This window comes from Nocardioides convexus, from assembly GCF_011090295.1.
In genome coordinates, this window is sequence record NZ_JAAMYA010000001.1 from 3,018,174 (window position 1) to 3,034,657 (window position 16,484).

The following is a 16,484-nucleotide window of genomic DNA, read 5'->3' on the forward strand; positions in this document are numbered from 1 at the left end:
CGGACACGGTCGGCAGGTGCACACCGCCCGCTTCGGGCATCCGGTGGTGCACTGTGCACCGTAGGTCCTACGCTGGCCGGATGACCTGGGCCGAGCCGTCCGCGCGCACCCGCGCCCTCATCCGGCGCGCTGCCGAGCCTGGCCGTCCAGTCGCCCGACGCCTGGGTGGCCCAGGTCCACGAGGCGACCCTCTCCGCGCCCTCCGCCGCCGAGATCGCCGCCGACCCGGCACTCGCGGAGGCCATCCGGCGTGCCAACTTCGACAACCTCTTCGCCTGGGCGAGCGCCAACGTCCGCGCGCCCGGCGACCGGGTCCCGGCGAACACCAGCGCGGTCCAGGCTCGACGTCGCCCGCGACCTGGTCCGGCGCGGTCTCGACGAGATCGGCCTCGACACCTACCGCACCGGGCAGAGCGTGGCCTGGCAGGCGTGGATGCGGATCTGCTTCGGGCTCACCCGGGACGCCGACGAGCTCGAGGAGGTGCTGCTGGTCTCGGCCGCCTCGATCTCCGCCTTCGTCGACGACACCATCGCCGCGGTCGCGCTGCGGATGGCCGCCGAGCGCGACGACCTGACTCGCGGCTCGCAGGCCGAGCGGCGCGACCTGGTCGCCCTGATCCTGCAGGGCGCACCGGTCTCCCGCGCCCGGGCCGAGGACGTGCTCGGGCACCGCCTCGACGGCCCGCACGTCGCGGCCGTGGTGTGGACCGCGGAGGGCGAGTCCGAGCCTGAGCCGGCTCGAGCGGGCCGCGGAGGCGCTGATGCGCGCCGCCGGTGCCCGCCAGCGTCTCACCGTCGTGGCGGCGGCCAGCACGCTGTGGGTGTGGCTGCCGGTGCGCACGCCGCCGGACCGTGCCGAGGTCGCGGCCGCGCTGCGTCGTACCCCGGAGGTGCGGGTGGCCATCGGCGCCCCCGCCCGCGGGGTCGAGGGGTTCCGGCGCAGCCACCAGGACGCCGTCGAGGTACGACGCCTGGTGGCCCGGCTCGGCGCCCCCGATCCCGTGGTGACCTTCGCGGAGGTGCAGGTGGCGGCGCTGGTGACCCGCGACGAGGCGCGGGCGGAGGAGTTCGTGGCGCTCGTGCTGGGCGACCTCGCGGCGGCGCCGGCCGACCTGCAGGAGACCGTGCGCACCTACCTCGCCGTCCTCGGCAACGCCTCCGCGGCGGCGGATCGGCTGTTCACCCACCGCAACACCGTGCTCCGTCGGCTCGCCCGCGCCGACGAGCCTGCTGCCGCGCCCGCTGGCCGAGGACCCGCTGCGGGTCGGGGTGGCGCTGGAGGTGCTGCGCTGGCAGGCCCGTCAGGCGACGTGATCCGGCTCGCCGTACGGCGCCGGGGTGTCGCTCACCCCGCGGATGCTCACCCCGCCGCGCGCCAGCAGGGCCCGCTCCCCGCGCTGGACGACCTTGTAGAACTCCTCGCTGCGCCCGGTCGTCAGCGGTGAGCGCCGCAGCACCGGGACCCGGAAGGCAGACTCGGCTCGCTCGGCTGAGCACCTGCCACGCCGCCTCCTGACGGCTGTCCCACACGATGCCGTGGTGCTCGCGGACGACCGGGTCGAGGCTGCCCTGGACGATCGTCGCCAGCAGCGGCGAGCCTGATCGCCCGGAACGGGAGTGCGTACCCCGACGTCCCGGCGATGTGCCGGCCCACCAGCCGCGCCTCGTCGGTGAGGAAGGGTGCCTCGGAGTGCAGCCAGCCGTCGAAGTCCGCGCGGAAGTCCCGGTACGACGCCGGGGCGCCGGCCCGCGGCATGCCGAACAGGCTCCGCCCAGCGCACGAAGTCCGCGAACAGACTCTTCCCGCTCGGCGTCGCTCAGCCGCCGGACCAGGGCGTCGTGGACCGCCTCCACCGAGTCGAGGACGAACGCTGCGGTCCACCACATCAGGCCGGGGTCCGCGGCGTCGTACGGCGTGCCGGTGGGGTGCGCCGGCCCTCCGTCGACCCGCGTCGTGCCGCGCACGGTGGCGTGCCTCTTGGCGGCGTAGGACAGGGCGCGGTCGGCCTCGGCCCGCGAGCCGAGGAACACCGCCTCGAACAGCCGCGCCGTCAGCCCCAGCCGGGTGTACGGCGAGGTCCGGTGGGTGGTGTGCTGCGCGGTGCCGACGAAGAGCCGGGCGTGCAGCGCGCCGGTCACCAGCGCGCGCTGGCCGTAGGTCAGGCCGACCGCCCGGGTCGACAGCGCCCGCACGACGACCGAGTCGGTCGCGAAGTAGCCGCTCATCCATCCGCCTCCGATCTGGCAAGGCCATCCACCAGATATTATCTGGCAAGGCCGCCCACCAGATGCAGCATCGCACGCGCCCCCACCATCTGGCAACGATGTCTGCCAGACTCCTCGCATGAGCTCCACCGGCCGCGCCTACGGCGGCGTCCCGGCCGCCCAGCGCGCGGCCGCCCGCCGGCAGCGACTCGTCGACGCGGCGACGACCTTGATCGCCGAGCACGGCACGTCGGCGCTCACCGTGCACAAGGTCTGCCGGCAGGCGAGCCTCAACGAGCGGTACTACTACGAGAGCCTTCCCCGGTCACGACGACCTCCTCGTCGCGGTCGCCGAGGATGCAGGCGCGCGCCTGGTCGAGGTCCTCGTCGCGGCGATGGCGAGCGCCGGACCGGAGCCGAGCGCGCAGGCCACGGCGACCATCGGGGCCGGCGTCGACCTGCTCGTGGCCGATCCGCGGCTGACCCGCCTGCTGGAGGAGTCCGCCGGTCACCCGGTGCTCGCGCGGCTGCGCGCCGACCTGACCCGCACCCTGGTCGCGCTGATCCAGGAGCGCGGCATGTCGAGCCTCGGCGTCGATCCCACGCCGGAGGTCGAGCGGGACGCCGCCTTCGCCGCCACCCTGCTCCTCGGCGGGCTCGTCGAGGTGCTGACCGCCTGGACGGCGGGCACGCTCCCGCTCAGCCGCGACGAGGTGGTCGCGCGGTGCGTCGAGACCTTCCTGCTGATCGGCGACCACGCCGTCCGCGAGCGCTGACGGCGCCCCGCCCCAGCAGGATCAGACCCGCTCGGCCAGCCGCACCGCCGCATGCCGCACGATCGGCAGGCTCCTCGGGGTCCCGAGCAGCCTCGTGCGGTACGGCGCCGCCGAGCAGCCCCGCCGGCTGGGTCAGCCAGGTCCACACCGCCCAGGGGTCCATCCTCGCGGCCAGCAGCGGTGAGAGGACCGCACCCAGGCTCCTCCCGCAGGCTCGCCGCCGGCGTCGAGTCTGGAAGGCCGGGACGAGCACCCCGCCCTCGTGCGGCACGACGAGCAGCGCGCCCCGCTCGGCTGCCTTGTGGACGGCGAAGCGGGTCGCGTTCTCCGACGCGCCCCGCACGGCGGCGAGGCTCGCGTAGGTGTGCGTCGCGCTCGCGAGCAGGGCCGCGCGCACCTGCGCCCGTCGGCGCAGCTGCACCAGCCCGAGCGGTACGGCGTGGGCCGGGTCCTCCCCGTCCTGGTGCAGCACCCGGTCGAGGTCGGCGAGCCTGGTCGGCGCTCAGCGGGGCGCCGGTGCGCGGGTCGGTCCAGCGCGCCACCCCGCCCAGGTCCCGCTCGAAGGTGGGCAGCCCGGCGGCGCCGAGCCTGGTCGGCGAGACCGAGCTCCTCGAGCCAGCCGGCCAACCGCGCGCCCACGTCATACACGTCCTCCCGCATGGTGAGCAAGCCTCCCATCCCGGCTGGGCGTTCCACCAAAGTCGCTATAGCGTGGTTGTCATGACTCGGGATCACGGACACATCCGTTCCTCGTCGCGGGCCTACTCGGTGCGCGAGACTCGTCGCCTACCGCCGGCTGATCGTCGACGGCGAGCGCACCGACCCCGAACGTGCCGTCCAGGACTACATCCGGGCCAACCCGGACGTCGACCTGGAGGCGCGGGCGACCTTCGGTGAGTGGCTGGCCGGCAGCCTGCCTGGTGACACCGCGCCACGGTTGCAGGGCCTGCCGATCCGCTGACCGCAGCGCGGAGGGTCTGTCCGTCCGCACCCGGGGTACCGCTGGCGCATGTACATCGGACTCGGCATCGTGCTGCTCGTCGTCGGACTCGTCTTCACCATGGACGTGATCACGGCCGACATCAAGTACGTCAACGAAGACGCTCTGGGGACGATCCTCATCGTCGCGGGGGTCCTGGCGATCGTCCTGTCGCTCGTGATCGCGCCGCCGTGGCGGCGTGCGCCCCGCGACCGGTACGTCGACCGCCCCTGACCCGCTGAGATCCGGTGGCCCCCTCGGGAAGGACCCACCGATGAGCAGGACCCTCCGCTCGGCCGCTGCCGGGCTCCTGACGGCGACCGTGCTCGCCGCCGCCCCCACCCCGCTGACGACACCGCCGGCGCAGGCCCAGTCGGTCGCGCCGCTGAGCGGTACCTACGAGCGCGCGGTGCTGCGCCAGGTCAACCGGATGCGGCTGCAGCGTGGTCTGCCCGCGCTGCGGCCCGCGCGCTGTGTGGACCGGTTCGCGGAGTCGCGATCACGCCGGATGGCGACGTACGACGCGTTCCGGCACCTCAGCGGCCTGCGTCAGGTCTTCGTCCGTTGCGGCGGCCGGATGGCCGGCGAGAACATCGCCAAGGGTCGGCGGATGCCCGCCCTGCGTGCGGTCGCCGGCTGGATGCGCTCGCCGAGCCATCGCAGCCTGATGCTCGACGGCCGGTTCCGGCAGGCCGGGGTGGGCGCGTGGCGCGACCGGGCGGGCAACGTCTACCTCAGCCTGGTCCTCCGCGCGCCCTGACCCCGGTCCGTCCGGACCGGGGCCAGGGCGAGGTCCAGGGCCGGCGTCAGTACGACGTCTGGGACTGCACGTTCAGGCTCGTCCGTCCGCACGCTGCGCGCCCGGGCGACCCGCGGGTCGTTGACCCGGAGCACGTCGAGGCCCTGCTGGATGTCGCTGGAGTAGATGTGGCCGTTGTACCAGTACGCCGACCACGACCCGCCCAGCACCAGGCTCCTCCTCCGACAGCGGTCCGCGGTCGAAGTGCGCGATCTCGGTCGGCCGTGCGGAGTCGGTGAAGTCCCACACCGAGATGCCGCCCTGGTACCAGGCCTGGACCATGATGTCGCGGCCCTTGACCGGGATCAGCGAGCCGTTGTGGGCCACGCAGTTCTCGGTGTTGGCCTGGGTCCGCGGGATCTTGAAGTAGGAGCGGAAGACCAGCTTTGCCGCCGCGGATGTCGTAGATCCCGTCCGCGCCCTTGCTCGGCCCGGTGGTCGGGTTGCAGGTCGGGCCGCCGCCCCCGCCGAGTCTCGTCGGTGAAGACCACCTTGGTGCCCGCGTTGTTGAAGGTCGCCGAGTGCCAGAACGCGAAGTTCTGGGTGTCGCGGACCCGCTCGGTGACGACCGGCCGCTCCCGGTCGGAGATGTCGAGCAGGATCCCGTCACCCATGCAGGCACCGGCCATCACGTCCTTGCGGGCGTAGGCCGTGAGGTCGTGGCAGCCGGAGGTCTCCCGGGAGTACCCCCCGCCGGGTTGCCGCCGTCGGGGAAGAGGACCGGGGTGCTCACCACGGCCGCGTCCTGCGGCGCGCGCACGGGGACCTTGACCACGCTGATCTGGTCGTGCGGCGGCTGGCAGTCGGGGAAGGTCGCGTTGGGGGAGTACGACGACACGTAGACGTAGAGGTCGCGGCGGTCCTTCGACGGCGCGATCGTGTGGGTGTGCGAGCCGCAGGCGGTCTCGACCGCGGCGACGTAGCGCGGCTTCGTCGGGTCGCTGATGTCGAAGACCCGGATGCCCTCCCACGACGACTTGATGGTGGCCGACTGCGGCACGTTGTCGCAGTCTGTCGTTGCTGCGGCTGGAGTCGACGCTGAGGACGAGGATGTCGCCGTGGACGGAGACGTCGTTCTGCGAGCCGGGGCAGAGCACCTGGGTGACGATCCGCGGCCTGCGCGGCTGGCGGATGTCGTAGACCGTCAGCCCGTCGTAGTTGCCCTGGAAGGCGTAGTCGCCCTGGAAGGCGAGGTCGGTCTCGTACGACGACTCCTTCGCGAACGGCCCGGACTTCGGCAGGTTCGCCAGCGGACTCGACGTTGCGGCTCTTGTCGATCTCGCCGGGCTTCAGCACGGCCTGGCTGTCGTCGAGGCGGGCGAAGTCCTGCCCGGGCTGGCAGGCCAGCCTTGAAGTTGTCGCCGGCGCGTGCGGTGTCGCTGGCGTGCCCGGGTGGGCAGAAGGCCGACGGGTCCTGGCCGTCGCCGTGGTCGTCGTGGGCGTCAGCCGGCAGGGTGGCCGCGGTCAGGCCGAGGGCCAGCACGCCCAGCGCCGTGACGCCGAGCCTGCGCAGGCGCAGGGGAACAGGGATCGCCATGGTTCACTCCCGAGATTGGATGCGGATCCGAACCTCGATGCTCGCCTAGGGTGGAGGCCCACCACAACCCCCTTCGAGGAGCTCTCGGTGTCTCGGACTCGGTCGTCTCTGCCTGTCGCCCTGCTTCTGGCCGGGCTGCTCGCCCTCACCACCGCCTGCCTGCCGAAGGAGGACGACGACCGCCCGCACGTCGGCACGTCGACCGTGCTCCAGCCCGGCGGCCCCGGGGAGGACGCGCGCACCGTCGGTGCCGACGCGGAGGCACCGGAGGCCGGCTTCGCGCACGACGACGTGGCCTTCGTGCAGATGATGATCCCGCACCACGCGCAGGCCCTGACGATGGCGCGGCTCGCGCCGCAGCGCGCACAGTCGCCGGCGGTGAAGGCGATGGCCCGGCGGGTCCTGGCCTCCCAGCGGCCCGAGATCCTGACGATGGCCGCCTGGCTGCGGGCGCGCAACATCGAGGTCCCGACCGCCCAGGACGATCCTGCGGAGTTCGACCACGGCGCGCACGGCCACGCCTCGATGCACGGCATGCTCACCGCGCAGCAGGCTGGCCGCGCTGCGCGCGGCGAGCGGCGCGGACTTCGACCGGCTCTTCCTCGAGGGGGATGATCCAGCACCACCAGGGCGCGATCGACATGGCCGACGCGGTGCTGCAGGCCGGCGAGGACGTGCAGGTCAACGAGCCTCGCGAGCGAGATCGTGACCGGCCAGGGTGCCGAGATCGAGCGGATGCGCACGATTCTCGGATCGCTGTGAGCCGCTGGTAGAGTCCTCGGTCGAAAGGGAGTAGTCCCCAACAGCCGCGTCGACACACTGACCTCCGGGTCCGGTGCGGCAGGCCACCGCGAGGTGGCGGACGAGACTTTCGACCAGCAGCCGACCCAGAATTGGGCGCCTGGTCGAGAGCGTCCGTTCGCGGAGGTCCCTCGGCCCGCGCCGAGAGGACAACCCGATGTACGCCTTCCTGCTCTCCACGGCCGTCATCTTCGTCGCCGAGTCTCGGCGACAAGAGCCAGCCTGATGGCGATGACCTTCGCCGCGCGCTACCGCGCCCGCGACGTGCTGATCGGCATCACCGCCGCCACCGCACTCGTCCACCTGGCCTCGGTCGGGATCGGCGCCCTGATCGGGGACGCCTTCGCCGACTACCAGGGCCCGATCGCGATCGTGGCCGGTGTCGCCTTCCTGCTCTTCGCGCTCTGGACGCTGCGCGGCGACGAGTCTCACCGAGGACGAGGCCGAGAAGGCGAAGAACGCCACGGGTGCGGCGATCCTGGCCGTGGGTGTGGCCTTCTTCCTCGCCGAGCTCGGCGACAAGACCATGCTCGCGACGATCACGCTGGCCACCCAGGAGGGCTGGTTCGGCACCTGGATCGGCTCGACGGTCGGCATGGTGGCCGCCGACGCGCTGGCGATCGGCGTCGGCGCCCTGCTGGGCCGCCGCCTGCCCGAGAAGGTCATCGCGTACGGCGCCGCGGCGCTGTTCGCGCTGTTCGGGCTCCTGCTGATCGCCGACGGGGCCGGCTGGCTCTGAGCCGGCCCCGCCGGGGGCCGCTCAGGCGGTCGCCGGCTCCGTCCGGCGCCCGCCGATGAGCGCGTCGACGGAGTAGCGGCCGGCGCCGGTGGCGCCGATCACCAGGGCCAGGAAGGCGATCAGCCCGACCAGGCTCCCAGCCGCCGTCGGCCGACATCACCTCGGTGCCGCGGTGGGCGAACCAGAAGGCACCGGCCATCTGGGCGATGACGAGGATCCCGGCGAGCGGGGTGAGCAGGCCGAGCAGCAGCAGTGCACCGCCGCCGATCTCGGCGACGAGGGCGAAGGCGGCAGCGGCAGCGGGCAGCGGGATCCCCATCGCGTCGAAGCCGTCGGCGGTCGCGCCGAAGCCGGCGCGCAGACTTGTCGATGCCGTGGGTGAGCAGGACGACCCCGAGGCCGATGCGGGCGATCAGCAGGGCGATGTCGCGCACGGGGGCAGGGGTGGGAGCAGTGAGGGCGTTCATGGCGGGCCTTTCCGAGACAGGCGGGTCGTGGACGTCGAATGGTTGAAACTTCACGGAAAGCCTCGCACCCGAACCTGTGCGCTTGCTGAACGCAGACCGAGAAGTCCTACCGGAGTCGGTTGTCCGGGGCCGTGCCGGATGAGGACGATGGCGGGATGGTCTCGTGGCACGCGCGTTCCCCGGCGGGTGGCGGGCTCGCGCCCGTCGTACCGGACTCCTCGACGGCCGGCCCGCTCGCGGCCGGCGCCACGGGGCCGGCGGCACCGCAGATCGGGCATCCCAACCGGCTGCGCCAGAGCCTGCGGATCGCCGCCGACATGGGCGGCGAGCTCTTCTCCGGCACGCGGTACGGCGACGTGTTCTCCTTCGCGAGCCTGCTGGACCCGCAGCCGGTGGTCGTCACCTCCCACCCCGAGCACGTCCGCTCGCTCTTCTCCGCCGACCCCGCGCTGGTGCCCTCCCTGGCGGGGGAGTCACCGGTGCGACCGGTGGTCGGGCTCTCCGTCCTCACCGCGGTCGGCCAGCAGCACCGGCGCCGCCGCAAGGCCTGATGATGCCGTCCTTCCACGGCGAGGCGATCGTGCGCTACCGCACGCAGATCGAGGAGGCGACCGCGCGCCACCTCGACCGGTGGACCACCGGCCGCTCGTTCCCGATGGCGGAGACCACCCAGGCGATCACCCTCGACGTGATCATGTCGGGCGTCTTCGGCATCGAGCACTCCGCCGATCCCGCGGAGAGCCGCCTGCGTCAGGTCGTGAAGCGCACGCTGGCCCTCTCGGTGTCGCCGGTCGCCCGGTTCGGCGAGCTCCTCAACCTCGACCGCGAGGAGTCGGTCGGCCCGCAGAGGTGGGTCATCGGCCGCCTGGACAAGGCGATGTACGCCGTGATCGCCCGTCGCCGCGCGGCCCACGAGCCCGGTGCCCGGCACGACATCCTGTCCCTGCTGCTCGACGTGCGCGACGAGGACGGTGCGCCGCTGACGGACGAGGAGCCTGCGCAACGAGCCTGATCACGCTGGTGCTGGCGGGCCACGAGACCACGGCGAACTCCATCGCGTGGACCTTCGAGCGACTGCTGCGGACCCCGGCGACGTACGACCGCCTGCGCGAGGTGGTGCGCTCGGGGGAGGACCCCGAGGACTACCTCGAGGCCACGATCACCGAGTCGATGCGGGTCCGCCCGGTGGTGCCGCTCGTCGGGCGGCGCGTGCAGGTGCCGTGGCAGGCTCGGTGAGGTCGTCGCGCCGGCGCAGAGCCGGGTGCTGATCGGCATCCTCCTGCTGCACCACCGCGAGGACCTCTACCCCGACCCCTTCCGGTTCGCGCCGGAGCGCTTCGTCGGCCGCAAGCCGGGCACCCACGAGTGGCTGCCGTTCGGCGGTGGCACCCGGCGCTGCCTGGGCGCCGCGCTGGCGATGGAGGAGCCTGCGGATCGTGGTCTCCGAGATCGCCCGCCGCACCGATCTGGTCGTCGACGACCCCGCGCCGGAGCGGGCGATCAGCCGCAACGTGACGATGATCCCCGCACGCGGCGGGCGCTTCCGCGCGACCTGGCTCAGCCCCGGCTCGTGACCTCGGCGGGCTCCCAGGCGAAGCCGTCGGGGTCGGTGGCGGCGCTGCCGCCGGCGAGGGCCAGCCGGTGCGACCCGCTGCCCTCGATCGGTACGCCGGCGTCCTTGGCCAGCGCCTTGCGGGGCAGCAGGCCCAGGGTGACCGGGCCGGCGCCGGGCTCGAGCTCGACGTACTTCTTGCCGAAGGCTCTTCGCGACGCCGAAGCCTCGCTCGACGTAGAACGCCTTGCTGGCGGCGACGTCCTCGGCACCGATGAGCAGCACGATGCTCTCGATCGTGCGGCTGGCCGGGCCCTTGTTCCGCTTCGAGGAGCCTGACGACCTTCCAGATCGTGCCGTCGGGCGCCCGCAGCACGCCGCCGTAGCCCCACAGGGACTTGGTCACCGGCTTGATCGCGGTCGCACCGGCGGCGAGGGCGCTCTCGACGAGACCGTCGACGTCGGCGGGCTGGGCCATGGTCAGGGAGATGTGGAAGCCGCGGAAGCCGGAGGTCGGCGCGTCCGAGGCGCGCAAGCGCAGCGGCAGGTCCGGCCCGAACGCTGCGGCGTAGAAGGACCGGGCCCCTTGCGGGTCCGGGGTCTCGATGGTGAGGTACTCGATGTGCGTCATGCCGACGAGGCTAGGTCCGGCCCGGACCCGGAGGCTTCTCGATTCCTGACCGACTCCCCGGCCGGCCTGCCGGCGACCATGCGCGCCGTCGTGCTCGACGCCGCGCCCGCGCCGCCGGAGGGACTGGTGATCCGCGACCTGCCGCTGCCGCGGCCCGCGCCCGGGCAGGTGCTGGTCCGCGTGCGCGCTTTCGGGCTCAACCGCTCCGAGTCCGCACACCCGGATCGGGCTGGCCGAGGGCGTCACCTTCCCGCGGGTGCTCGGCATCGAGGCCACCGGCGAGGTGGCCGCGTGTCCTGGCGGTGAGCCTGGCGGTGGGACAGCAGGTCGTCGCGATGATGGGCGGGATGGGCCGGCAGTACGACGGCGGGTACGCCGAGTACACCGTCGTCCCCGTCCGCCAGGTGATCCCGGTCGCGACGGGGCTGGACTGGGCCACCTTCGGCGCGGTGCCGGAGATGCTGCAGACGGCCCACGGCTCGCTGACCGTCGGCCTCGACGCCCAGCCGGGCGAGACCCTGCTGGTGCGCGGAGGCACCTCCTCGATCGGCCAGGCAGCGACGATCCTGGCCAAGCAGCGGGGGATGACCGTCGTCGCGACCACCCGCTCGGCGGCGCGTGCGGGCGTGCTGGAGGCGATCGGCGTGGACCACGTGGTCGTCGACGACGGCGTGATCGCGCCGAAGGTGCGTGCGCTCTTCCCTGACGGCGTGGACCGCGCGCTGGAGCCTGGTTGGCGCCCCCACCCTGCTCGACACCGCCGCCACCCTGCGTGTGCACGGGGTGGCGTGCATGACCGGGATGCTGTCGAACACCTGGACCCTGCCGGACTTCTACCCGACCGGCGACCTGCCGCCCGGGGTGTGGATCGGCGGCTACGGCGGCGACGCGACCGACCTGCCGGCCGAGGTGCTGCAGGCCTACCTCGACGACGTCGAGGCCGGCCGGGTGCGGGTGCCGATCGGGCACGTGTACGCCTTCGACGAGATCGTGCAGGCGCACCGCGACCTCGAGGCCGGCTCCCACCCCGGCAAAGCTCGTGGTGACCACGGAGCGAGGGCTCAGGGCTTGAGCAGGATCTTCCCGCTGCGACCGGGCTCGAAGTTGGCGGCCGCGGCGTCGCGGACGTCGTCGAAGGAGTAGACCCGGTCCACCGGCAGGGTCAGCGAGCCGTCGCCGATGCGCTGGACGAGCTCGCCGAAGAGCGCCCTGCGCTGCTCGGCCGGCATCTCGCGGCTGACGACGCTGCCCCAGAAGCCCCGGATCGTGGCCTGCTTGAAGATCACGTCGCCCGAGCCGATCTCCATCGTGGGCGACTGCATCGCGCCGAAGACCACCAGGCTCGCCGTTCTCGGCCAGCAGCGACATCACCTCGCCGCTCGCGGGCCCACCGACGGAGTCGACGCCGACCTTGATCGGGGCGTCACCGACGATCGCGCGGACCCGGTCCTTCCAGTCCTCGGTGTCGGTCGCCACGATGTTGCCGATGTCGTGCGCGGCCAGGCTCCTCCACGCCCGCCGTACGACGGACCAGGCCGACCACGTTGATCCCGCGGGCCGCCGCGAGCCTGGGCGACCATCCGCCCGACCGCGCCGTTGGCGGCGTTCTGCACCAGCCAGTCGCCCGCGGACAGGCCGAGCGACTCCAGCAGGCTGATCGCGCTGAACGGCATCGAGACCAGGCTGGGCCGCGACCTCGTCGGGGATCGACTCGGGAACCGGGATCAGGCCGCGAGCGGGTGCGACGTACTGCTCCGCCCAGGCGCCGAAGGCCCCGCCGCTGGCGACCCGCTGGCCGACCTGCAGGTGCTCGACGCCCTCGCCGAGCGCCTCCACGACCGCGACCGCCTCGGTGCCGGCCCGGGCCGGCAGGCTCGGGCTTGAAGCCGTAGGAACCGCGGACGGTCCACAGGTCGTGGTTGTGGATCGCGGCCAGCAGGGTGCGCAGGCGCACCTCGCCGGGACCGGGCTCCGGGGTGGGGACCTCCTCGACGGTGAGGACGTGGGCGGGGTCTCCGAACTCTTCGTGCATGACGGCGCGCATGGCTCCAGCATGGCGCGCCGCCTCAACCCTCGCGGCTGAGCACCGCCTCGGTGTCGAGCGCGGTGAGCCTTGTGCGGGTTGCGGACGACGTACAGGTGGGTGATCAGGCCCTCCTCCAGGCCGAAGCTCACCGCCGTCAGGCTCGCCCTGCGCGCGGATGAGCACGGCCGGTGCGCCGTTGAGCCAGACCAGGTCCAGGCTGGCCGTCGGGGGCGAAGACCGCGAACCTCGACAGCAGCCGGGCCACCGGCTCGGCACCGGTCAGCGGCTTGCGGATCGCGTTGGCGATGCCGCCGCCGTCGGCCCGCAGCAGCACGTCGGGCGCGAGCGCGTCCATCAGGCCCTGCAGGTCACCGGTGCGTACGGCGAGCAAGAAGCGCTCCACGACCGCGCGCTGCTCCGCGCGGTCCACGTCCACCCGGGGCCGGCGGGCGGCGACGTGGTTGCGCGCGCGGAGCGCGATCTGCCGCACCGCGGCGGCACTCTTGCCGACCGCGGCGCCGATCTCGTCGTAGGGCAGGTCGAAGACCTCGCGCAGCACGAACACCGCCCGCTCGGTGGGCCCGAGCGTCTCCAGCACGGTGAGCATCGCCATGGACACGCTCTCGGCGAGACTCGACGTCCTCGGCGACGTCGGGCGCGGTGAGCAGCGGCTCGGGCAGCCACTCGCCGACGTAGTCCTCGCGCCGGCGAGCCAGCGTGCGCAACCGGTTCAGTGCCTGGCGGGTGACGATGCGGACCAGGTAGGCCCGCGGCTCCTGGATCTCGGCCTGCTCGACCGCCGACCACCGCAGCCAGGTCTCCTGCACCACGTCCTCGGCGTCGGCGGCGGAGCCGAGCATCTCGTAGGCGACGGTGAAGAGCAGGTTGCGGTGGGCGACGAACGGGTCGCTGTCGCTCATGAGGCCGAGGCTACGGCGAGCGGCTTCAGCCCGCACGCGGCGGCGAAGCCCTCGGACTCGATGCCGAGCGCGACGTTGCTGCGGGTGGTGAGGTTGGCGAAGCCGATCACGTTCGTCGAGCTCGATCAGCCCCGCGGGACCGAGGGCGGCGAGCAGCGGCGCGACCATCTCGTCGGTGACGGTGGGCGGGGTGAGGCTGGCGGCCTCGGCGTACTCGAGCACCTGCCGCTCCAGCGGGCTGAACACGTCGGCCTCGCGCCAGCGCGGGACCTCCCGCGCCTTGTCGAGGTCCAGGCCCTTGTCGCGGGCCATGAAGTAGTTGAAGTCCAGGCACCACGAGCAGCCGACGAGCGAGGCGACGGCCATGTGCGCGTAGGTCTTGAGGGTCTCGTCGCAGGTGTCCCACTTCTGCAGCCTTCTGGCCGTAGGCCATGCTCGCCTTGAGCGCGGGCTGGTGGTGCCAGAGCACGCCGAGGGACGCCGGCACGCGGCCGAACATCTTGGCGGAGAACTTCTTCACCAGCGCTCCGTAGAGGCCGGTCATCGGGATCGGGGGGATGCGGGTCTCGTTGGTCATGCCATCAAGACACCGGCCGCGCCCGGGATGTGACACCTCTCAGGCCGGCGCCAGCACGATGTCGAAGCGGACCCGCGACCAGGTGCCCTCGACCACCCGGCCGCCGGGCGCGGGCGTGCCCGCGGGCTGTGCCTCGAAGCGCTTGACCAGGGAGTCCTTCACGCCGAACACCGAGTCCCGCTCGACCAGACTCGTCGCCCTCGACGAAGATGTGTGTGACGAGCGTGCGCAGCCCGGGCGCGGTGACCATGAAGTGCAGGTGCGCCGCGCGCATCGGCGAGCGGCCGGTGGCCGCCAGCAGCCGCCCGACCGGACCGTCGTCCGGGATCGCGTACGGCGTGGGGGTGATGCCCCAGAAGGAGTACCGGCCCGCGTCGTCGGTGAGCAGGTGGGCCCGCGCGGCGGTGCGCTCGTCGTCGTACTGGACGTCGTAGAGGCCGTCGTCGTCGGCCTCCCACACCTCGATCCGGGCGCCGGCGACCGGCCGGCCCCCGGTGTCGGTCACGGTGCCCTCGACCCAGCACGGCTCGCCGGGCGCCCCGCCGGCGATGTCGCCGCCGGCCTCGACCCGCGGTGAGCCCTCGACGAAGAACGGCCCGAAGACGGTGGCCTCGGTCGCGTCGCCGTGCGCGAGGTTGTTGATCGCGATCGTCTGCATGGACGCGCCGAGGACGTCGGAGAGCAGGATGAACTCCTGGCGCCGGTCGTCGGTGATGTGCCCGGCCGCGGTGAGGAAGGCGATGGCCGCCTGCCACTCCTCCTCGGTCAGCCGGGTCTCGCGCAGGAAGGCGTGCAGGTGGCGCACGAGCGCGTCCATCAGGGTGCGCAGGCGCGGGTCGGCGGTGCCGGCGAAGGAGCGGCGCACGTCCTCGACCAGGCTCCTCCTCGCGGGCCTCCTGCTCGGGCGAGGTGCTCATGACGGATCTGCTCCTTCCCAGACCGCGCGCAGCAGCGCGGTGAGGTTCTCGGTGGTGACGGGGCTCGGGTTGGACGGGGGGACGACGGGCAGGATCGCCGCGACCGCACCGGGGATGTCCTCCTCGCGGAAGCCGTGCTCGCGCAGCGCGCGCGGCGCGTCCAGCCGGCCGCGCAGGTCCTCCAGGCCGGCGAGCCCGGTGGGGGCGTCGAAGGCCGCGGCCAGCCGGGCGTCGGCCTCCGGTGCGTGCGGGGCGTTGAGCGCGAGCACGTGCGGCAGCACGCACGCGTGGGTCTCGGCGTGCGGGAGGTCGTAGCGCCCGCCGAGCACGTGGCAGATCTTGTGGTGCAGGCCGGAGCCCGCCGAGGCGAAGGCGACCGCGGAGAGATAGGCGCCGTAGACGGTCTGCTCGCGGCCGGGCAGCCCGGCCGGGTCGGCGACGACGGCTGGCAGGCCCCGGGCGAGCGCCCGGGCACCCTCCGCGGCGAGCGCGGCGTTGAGCGGGTCCGCGCGCGGCGCCCACAGCGAGTCCACGCAGTGGGCGAGGGCGTTGAGCCCGCTCGCGACGGACAGCGCGACCGGCAGGCCGGTCATCAGGGTCGCGTCGTAGACGACGGCGCGGGGGAGCACCCGGGGGTCGGTGCCGGTGGTCTTGACCCCGGCCTCGGTGAGCCCCCAGACGTCGGTGGCCTCCGAGCCGGCGTACGTCGTGGGGACGGCGAGGAGCGGCAGGCCGGTGGTCAGCGCGACCGCCTTGCCGAGGCCGGTGGTCGAGCCGCCGCCGACGGTGACGATCGCGTCGACCCGGGCCTGGGCCGCTGCGCTGCGGGCGCGCTCGGCGACCTCGACGGGGACGTGCATCACCACCTCGTCGTACGTCAGGGCGACGGGGAGGCCGGCCGTCACGGTGGCGGCGAGGCCGGCCTCGCGGGTGGAGGCGATCACCATCACCCGCTCGGCGCCGAGCGCGGCGACCTCCTCCGCGACGGCCGCAGCCGCCTCGCCGGAGGCCAGCCGCACGCGCTGGGGCAGGGTCTCGTGGACGAACCTCATGCGGACCTCCCGAGCACCCGGACGAGGGCGTCGCGCAGCGCGCCGGCGGGGTCCTCGGCCAGCGCCTGCGCGCGCCAGGCCACGTGCTTGTCGGGGCGCACGAGCAGGGCTCCGCTCTCCTCGACCTCGCGCAGCTTGGCCCAGTCGTAGTACAGGTCGGTGACCGCGCGGCCCGGGCCGATCACCACCGTGGCGAGCCGGAGGCCGAGCTCCGCGGCCACCTGCTCGGCCGCGGGCTCCCAGTCCTGGCCGGTGATCCCGGTGACGAGCGTCCAGCGGTCGTACGGCGCCAGGTCCAGCATCGCGTGCTTGGTGACGTTGTCGCCGACCCAGGCGTGCGGCAGGTGGGCACCGGGTGAGGTGGACATGACGTGGTAGAGATCCTCGTCCCGGCTCGGTGCCGGCCGGGTCCCGTCGGACAGGATCGCTCGCGACTCGTAGAACTGCCCGAGTCTCCACTCCGTGCGCGTTGAACTCGTAGTTCTTGCGCTCCATCGCGCTCACCA

Annotated in this window: 26 protein-coding genes and 4 pseudogenes; 16 read left to right on the top strand and 14 right to left on the bottom strand. The window is 73.3% G+C overall.

What is annotated here, in order from left to right; genetic code table 11:
* Window positions 1–165: 165 nt before the first annotated feature.
* Complete coding sequence (locus G5V59_RS22570) at window positions 166–732, top strand: hypothetical protein (RefSeq protein ID WP_278257943.1); 567 nt, start codon at window positions 166–168, stop codon at window positions 730–732.
* Between the two features lie 29 nt (window positions 733–761).
* Complete coding sequence (locus tag G5V59_RS22575; protein WP_278257944.1) at window positions 762–1,445, top strand: helix-turn-helix domain-containing protein; 684 nt, start codon at window positions 762–764, stop codon at window positions 1,443–1,445.
* Here G5V59_RS22575 and G5V59_RS22580 read toward each other — a convergent pair.
* On the bottom strand, window positions 1,436–2,473 hold the full coding sequence (locus G5V59_RS22580; RefSeq protein ID WP_278257945.1) for a hypothetical protein: 1,038 nt from the start codon (window positions 2,471–2,473) through the stop codon (window positions 1,436–1,438). The genes G5V59_RS22575 and G5V59_RS22580 overlap by 10 nt on opposite strands.
* A 127-nt stretch (window positions 2,474–2,600) precedes the next feature.
* On the opposite strand from G5V59_RS22580, the gene G5V59_RS22585 reads away from it, so the two are divergent.
* The gene (locus G5V59_RS22585) at window positions 2,601–2,981 is read left to right on the top strand and encodes a hypothetical protein (RefSeq protein ID WP_278257946.1); all 381 of its coding nucleotides are present in this window, start codon (window positions 2,601–2,603) and stop codon (window positions 2,979–2,981) included.
* Here the strand turns inward: G5V59_RS22585 and G5V59_RS22590 are convergent.
* Window positions 2,905–3,453, bottom strand: a complete 549-nt coding sequence (locus tag G5V59_RS22590; protein WP_278257947.1) for a hypothetical protein — start codon at window positions 3,451–3,453, stop codon at window positions 2,905–2,907. The two genes, G5V59_RS22585 and G5V59_RS22590, sit on opposite strands and share 77 nt — an antisense overlap.
* Window positions 3,454–3,701: 248 nt before the next feature.
* Here G5V59_RS22590 and G5V59_RS22595 point away from each other — a divergent pair, with 248 nt between their 5' ends.
* The 3 genes from G5V59_RS22595 (at window position 3,702) to G5V59_RS22605 (ending at window position 4,720) form a co-directional block, all read left to right on the top strand.
* A complete protein-coding gene (locus G5V59_RS22595) occupies window positions 3,702–3,878 on the top strand; it encodes a hypothetical protein (RefSeq protein WP_278257948.1) in 177 nt (58 codons plus the stop codon).
* 112 nt (window positions 3,879–3,990) lie between these two features.
* Window positions 3,991–4,194, top strand: a complete 204-nt coding sequence (locus tag G5V59_RS22600) for a hypothetical protein (protein WP_278257949.1) — start codon at window positions 3,991–3,993, stop codon at window positions 4,192–4,194.
* Between the two features lie 40 nt (window positions 4,195–4,234).
* Window positions 4,235–4,720 (top strand): CAP domain-containing protein, encoded by a 486-nt coding sequence (locus tag G5V59_RS22605; RefSeq protein ID WP_278257950.1) that lies wholly within the window; start codon window positions 4,235–4,237, stop codon window positions 4,718–4,720.
* 72 nt (window positions 4,721–4,792) lie between these two features.
* Here the strand turns inward: G5V59_RS22605 and G5V59_RS22610 are convergent, their stop codons facing one another.
* From G5V59_RS22610 to G5V59_RS22620, 3 genes are read right to left on the bottom strand one after another with little or no spacing between them, the layout of a single operon-like run.
* Entirely contained in the window at window positions 4,793–5,086 is a 294-nt protein-coding gene (locus G5V59_RS22610) for a hypothetical protein (protein WP_278257951.1), read from the bottom strand.
* Window positions 5,065–5,856 (bottom strand): hypothetical protein, encoded by a 792-nt coding sequence (locus tag G5V59_RS22615; RefSeq protein WP_278257952.1) that lies wholly within the window; start codon window positions 5,854–5,856, stop codon window positions 5,065–5,067. The genes G5V59_RS22610 and G5V59_RS22615 overlap by 22 nt, the downstream gene beginning before the upstream one ends.
* A gap of 47 nt (window positions 5,857–5,903) precedes the next feature.
* Window positions 5,904–6,296: a hypothetical protein gene (locus G5V59_RS22620; protein WP_278257953.1), complete on the bottom strand. Its 393-nt coding sequence runs from the start codon at window positions 6,294–6,296 to the stop codon at window positions 5,904–5,906.
* An 87-nt stretch (window positions 6,297–6,383) separates the two neighbouring features.
* On the opposite strand from G5V59_RS22620, the gene G5V59_RS22625 reads away from it, so the two are divergent.
* From G5V59_RS22625 to G5V59_RS22640, 4 genes and pseudogenes are all read left to right on the top strand, one after another.
* Complete coding sequence (locus G5V59_RS22625; protein WP_278257954.1) at window positions 6,384–6,911, top strand: DUF305 domain-containing protein; 528 nt, start codon at window positions 6,384–6,386, stop codon at window positions 6,909–6,911.
* Window positions 6,908–7,069, top strand: a complete 162-nt coding sequence (locus G5V59_RS22630) for a DUF305 domain-containing protein (protein ID WP_278257955.1) — start codon at window positions 6,908–6,910, stop codon at window positions 7,067–7,069. The genes G5V59_RS22625 and G5V59_RS22630 overlap by 4 nt, the downstream gene beginning before the upstream one ends.
* Window positions 7,070–7,328: 259 nt before the next feature.
* Window positions 7,329–7,439: pseudogene (locus G5V59_RS22635) on the top strand (UPF0016 domain-containing protein); the annotation flags it as partial.
* Window positions 7,440–7,623: 184 nt separating this feature from the next.
* A complete protein-coding gene (locus G5V59_RS22640; RefSeq protein ID WP_278260005.1) occupies window positions 7,624–7,836 on the top strand; it encodes a TMEM165/GDT1 family protein in 213 nt (70 codons plus the stop codon).
* Here G5V59_RS22640 and G5V59_RS22645 read toward each other — a convergent pair.
* A complete protein-coding gene (locus G5V59_RS22645) occupies window positions 7,760–8,155 on the bottom strand; it encodes a DoxX family membrane protein (protein WP_278257956.1) in 396 nt (131 codons plus the stop codon). The genes G5V59_RS22640 and G5V59_RS22645 overlap by 77 nt on opposite strands.
* A 303-nt stretch (window positions 8,156–8,458) precedes the next feature.
* Between G5V59_RS22645 and G5V59_RS22650 the strand changes: the two genes are divergently transcribed.
* The 6 genes and pseudogenes from G5V59_RS22650 (at window position 8,459) to G5V59_RS22675 (ending at window position 11,532) form a co-directional block, all read left to right on the top strand.
* Window positions 8,459–8,854 carry a hypothetical protein gene (locus tag G5V59_RS22650; RefSeq protein ID WP_278257957.1) on the top strand — a complete coding sequence of 132 codons (396 nt, stop codon included), beginning with the start codon at window positions 8,459–8,461 and terminating at the stop codon, window positions 8,852–8,854.
* The gene (locus tag G5V59_RS22655; protein WP_278257958.1) at window positions 8,854–9,315 is read left to right on the top strand and encodes a cytochrome P450; all 462 of its coding nucleotides are present in this window, start codon (window positions 8,854–8,856) and stop codon (window positions 9,313–9,315) included. The genes G5V59_RS22650 and G5V59_RS22655 overlap by 1 nt, the downstream gene beginning before the upstream one ends.
* 8 nt (window positions 9,316–9,323) lie before the next feature.
* A complete protein-coding gene (locus G5V59_RS22660; RefSeq protein ID WP_278257959.1) occupies window positions 9,324–9,539 on the top strand; it encodes a cytochrome P450 in 216 nt (71 codons plus the stop codon).
* A gap of 10 nt (window positions 9,540–9,549) precedes the next feature.
* Window positions 9,550–10,194: pseudogene (locus G5V59_RS22665) on the top strand (cytochrome P450); the annotation flags it as partial.
* A gap of 370 nt (window positions 10,195–10,564) precedes the next feature.
* The gene (locus tag G5V59_RS22670) at window positions 10,565–10,792 is read left to right on the top strand and encodes a hypothetical protein (RefSeq protein WP_278257960.1); all 228 of its coding nucleotides are present in this window, start codon (window positions 10,565–10,567) and stop codon (window positions 10,790–10,792) included.
* Window positions 10,789–11,532, top strand: a complete 744-nt coding sequence (locus G5V59_RS22675) for a hypothetical protein (protein ID WP_278257961.1) — start codon at window positions 10,789–10,791, stop codon at window positions 11,530–11,532. The genes G5V59_RS22670 and G5V59_RS22675 overlap by 4 nt, the downstream gene beginning before the upstream one ends.
* Window positions 11,533–11,547: 15 nt before the next feature.
* Here the strand turns inward: G5V59_RS22675 and G5V59_RS22680 are convergent, their stop codons facing one another.
* From G5V59_RS22680 to G5V59_RS37455, 8 genes and pseudogenes are all read right to left on the bottom strand, one after another.
* On the bottom strand, window positions 11,548–11,823 hold the full coding sequence (locus tag G5V59_RS22680) for a hypothetical protein (RefSeq protein WP_278257962.1): 276 nt from the start codon (window positions 11,821–11,823) through the stop codon (window positions 11,548–11,550).
* Between the two features lie 86 nt (window positions 11,824–11,909).
* Window positions 11,910–12,695, bottom strand: coding sequence for a hypothetical protein (locus tag G5V59_RS22685; protein WP_278257963.1), 786 nt, complete (start codon window positions 12,693–12,695; stop codon window positions 11,910–11,912).
* Window positions 12,667–12,903 carry a hypothetical protein gene (locus G5V59_RS22690; RefSeq protein WP_278260337.1) on the bottom strand — a complete coding sequence of 79 codons (237 nt, stop codon included), beginning with the start codon at window positions 12,901–12,903 and terminating at the stop codon, window positions 12,667–12,669. Before G5V59_RS22690 ends, G5V59_RS22685 begins: the two co-directional genes overlap by 29 nt.
* A 126-nt stretch (window positions 12,904–13,029) precedes the next feature.
* Window positions 13,030–13,125, bottom strand: a pseudogene (locus tag G5V59_RS22695) (sigma factor-like helix-turn-helix DNA-binding protein); the annotation flags it as partial.
* Between the two features lie 154 nt (window positions 13,126–13,279).
* A pseudogene (locus G5V59_RS22700) lies at window positions 13,280–13,798 on the bottom strand (sigma factor); the annotation flags it as partial.
* A 215-nt stretch (window positions 13,799–14,013) separates the two neighbouring features.
* Window positions 14,014–14,874, bottom strand: coding sequence for a dioxygenase (locus G5V59_RS22705; protein WP_278257964.1), 861 nt, complete (start codon window positions 14,872–14,874; stop codon window positions 14,014–14,016).
* Between the two features lie 48 nt (window positions 14,875–14,922).
* On the bottom strand, window positions 14,923–15,978 hold the full coding sequence (locus tag G5V59_RS37450; protein ID WP_341351007.1) for a maleylacetate reductase: 1,056 nt from the start codon (window positions 15,976–15,978) through the stop codon (window positions 14,923–14,925).
* Window positions 15,975–16,346, bottom strand: a complete 372-nt coding sequence (locus G5V59_RS37455) for a hypothetical protein (protein ID WP_341351008.1) — start codon at window positions 16,344–16,346, stop codon at window positions 15,975–15,977. The genes G5V59_RS37450 and G5V59_RS37455 overlap by 4 nt, the downstream gene beginning before the upstream one ends.
* Window positions 16,347–16,484 lie beyond the last annotated feature (138 nt).

Coding starts and splice junctions, on each gene's coding strand:
- G5V59_RS22575 (WP_278257944.1), top strand. CDS start 762: ATGCGCGCCGCCGGTGCCCGCCAGCGTCTCACCGTCGTGGCGGCGGCC.
- G5V59_RS22585 (WP_278257946.1), top strand. CDS start 2,601: ATGGCGAGCGCCGGACCGGAGCCGAGCGCGCAGGCCACGGCGACCATC.
- G5V59_RS22595 (WP_278257948.1), top strand. CDS start 3,702: ATGACTCGGGATCACGGACACATCCGTTCCTCGTCGCGGGCCTACTCG.
- G5V59_RS22600 (WP_278257949.1), top strand. CDS start 3,991: ATGTACATCGGACTCGGCATCGTGCTGCTCGTCGTCGGACTCGTCTTC.
- G5V59_RS22605 (WP_278257950.1), top strand. CDS start 4,235: ATGAGCAGGACCCTCCGCTCGGCCGCTGCCGGGCTCCTGACGGCGACC.
- G5V59_RS22620 (WP_278257953.1), bottom strand. CDS start 6,296: ATGGCGATCCCTGTTCCCCTGCGCCTGCGCAGGCTCGGCGTCACGGCG.
- G5V59_RS22630 (WP_278257955.1), top strand. CDS start 6,908: ATGATCCAGCACCACCAGGGCGCGATCGACATGGCCGACGCGGTGCTG.
- G5V59_RS22640 (WP_278260005.1), top strand. CDS start 7,624: ATGCTCGCGACGATCACGCTGGCCACCCAGGAGGGCTGGTTCGGCACC.
- G5V59_RS22645 (WP_278257956.1), bottom strand. CDS start 8,155: ATGGGGATCCCGCTGCCCGCTGCCGCTGCCGCCTTCGCCCTCGTCGCC.
- G5V59_RS22650 (WP_278257957.1), top strand. CDS start 8,459: ATGGTCTCGTGGCACGCGCGTTCCCCGGCGGGTGGCGGGCTCGCGCCC.
- G5V59_RS22655 (WP_278257958.1), top strand. CDS start 8,854: ATGATGCCGTCCTTCCACGGCGAGGCGATCGTGCGCTACCGCACGCAG.
- G5V59_RS22670 (WP_278257960.1), top strand. CDS start 10,565: ATGCGCGCCGTCGTGCTCGACGCCGCGCCCGCGCCGCCGGAGGGACTG.
- G5V59_RS37450 (WP_341351007.1), bottom strand. CDS start 15,978: ATGAGGTTCGTCCACGAGACCCTGCCCCAGCGCGTGCGGCTGGCCTCC.
- G5V59_RS37455 (WP_341351008.1), bottom strand. CDS start 16,346: ATGTCCACCTCACCCGGTGCCCACCTGCCGCACGCCTGGGTCGGCGAC.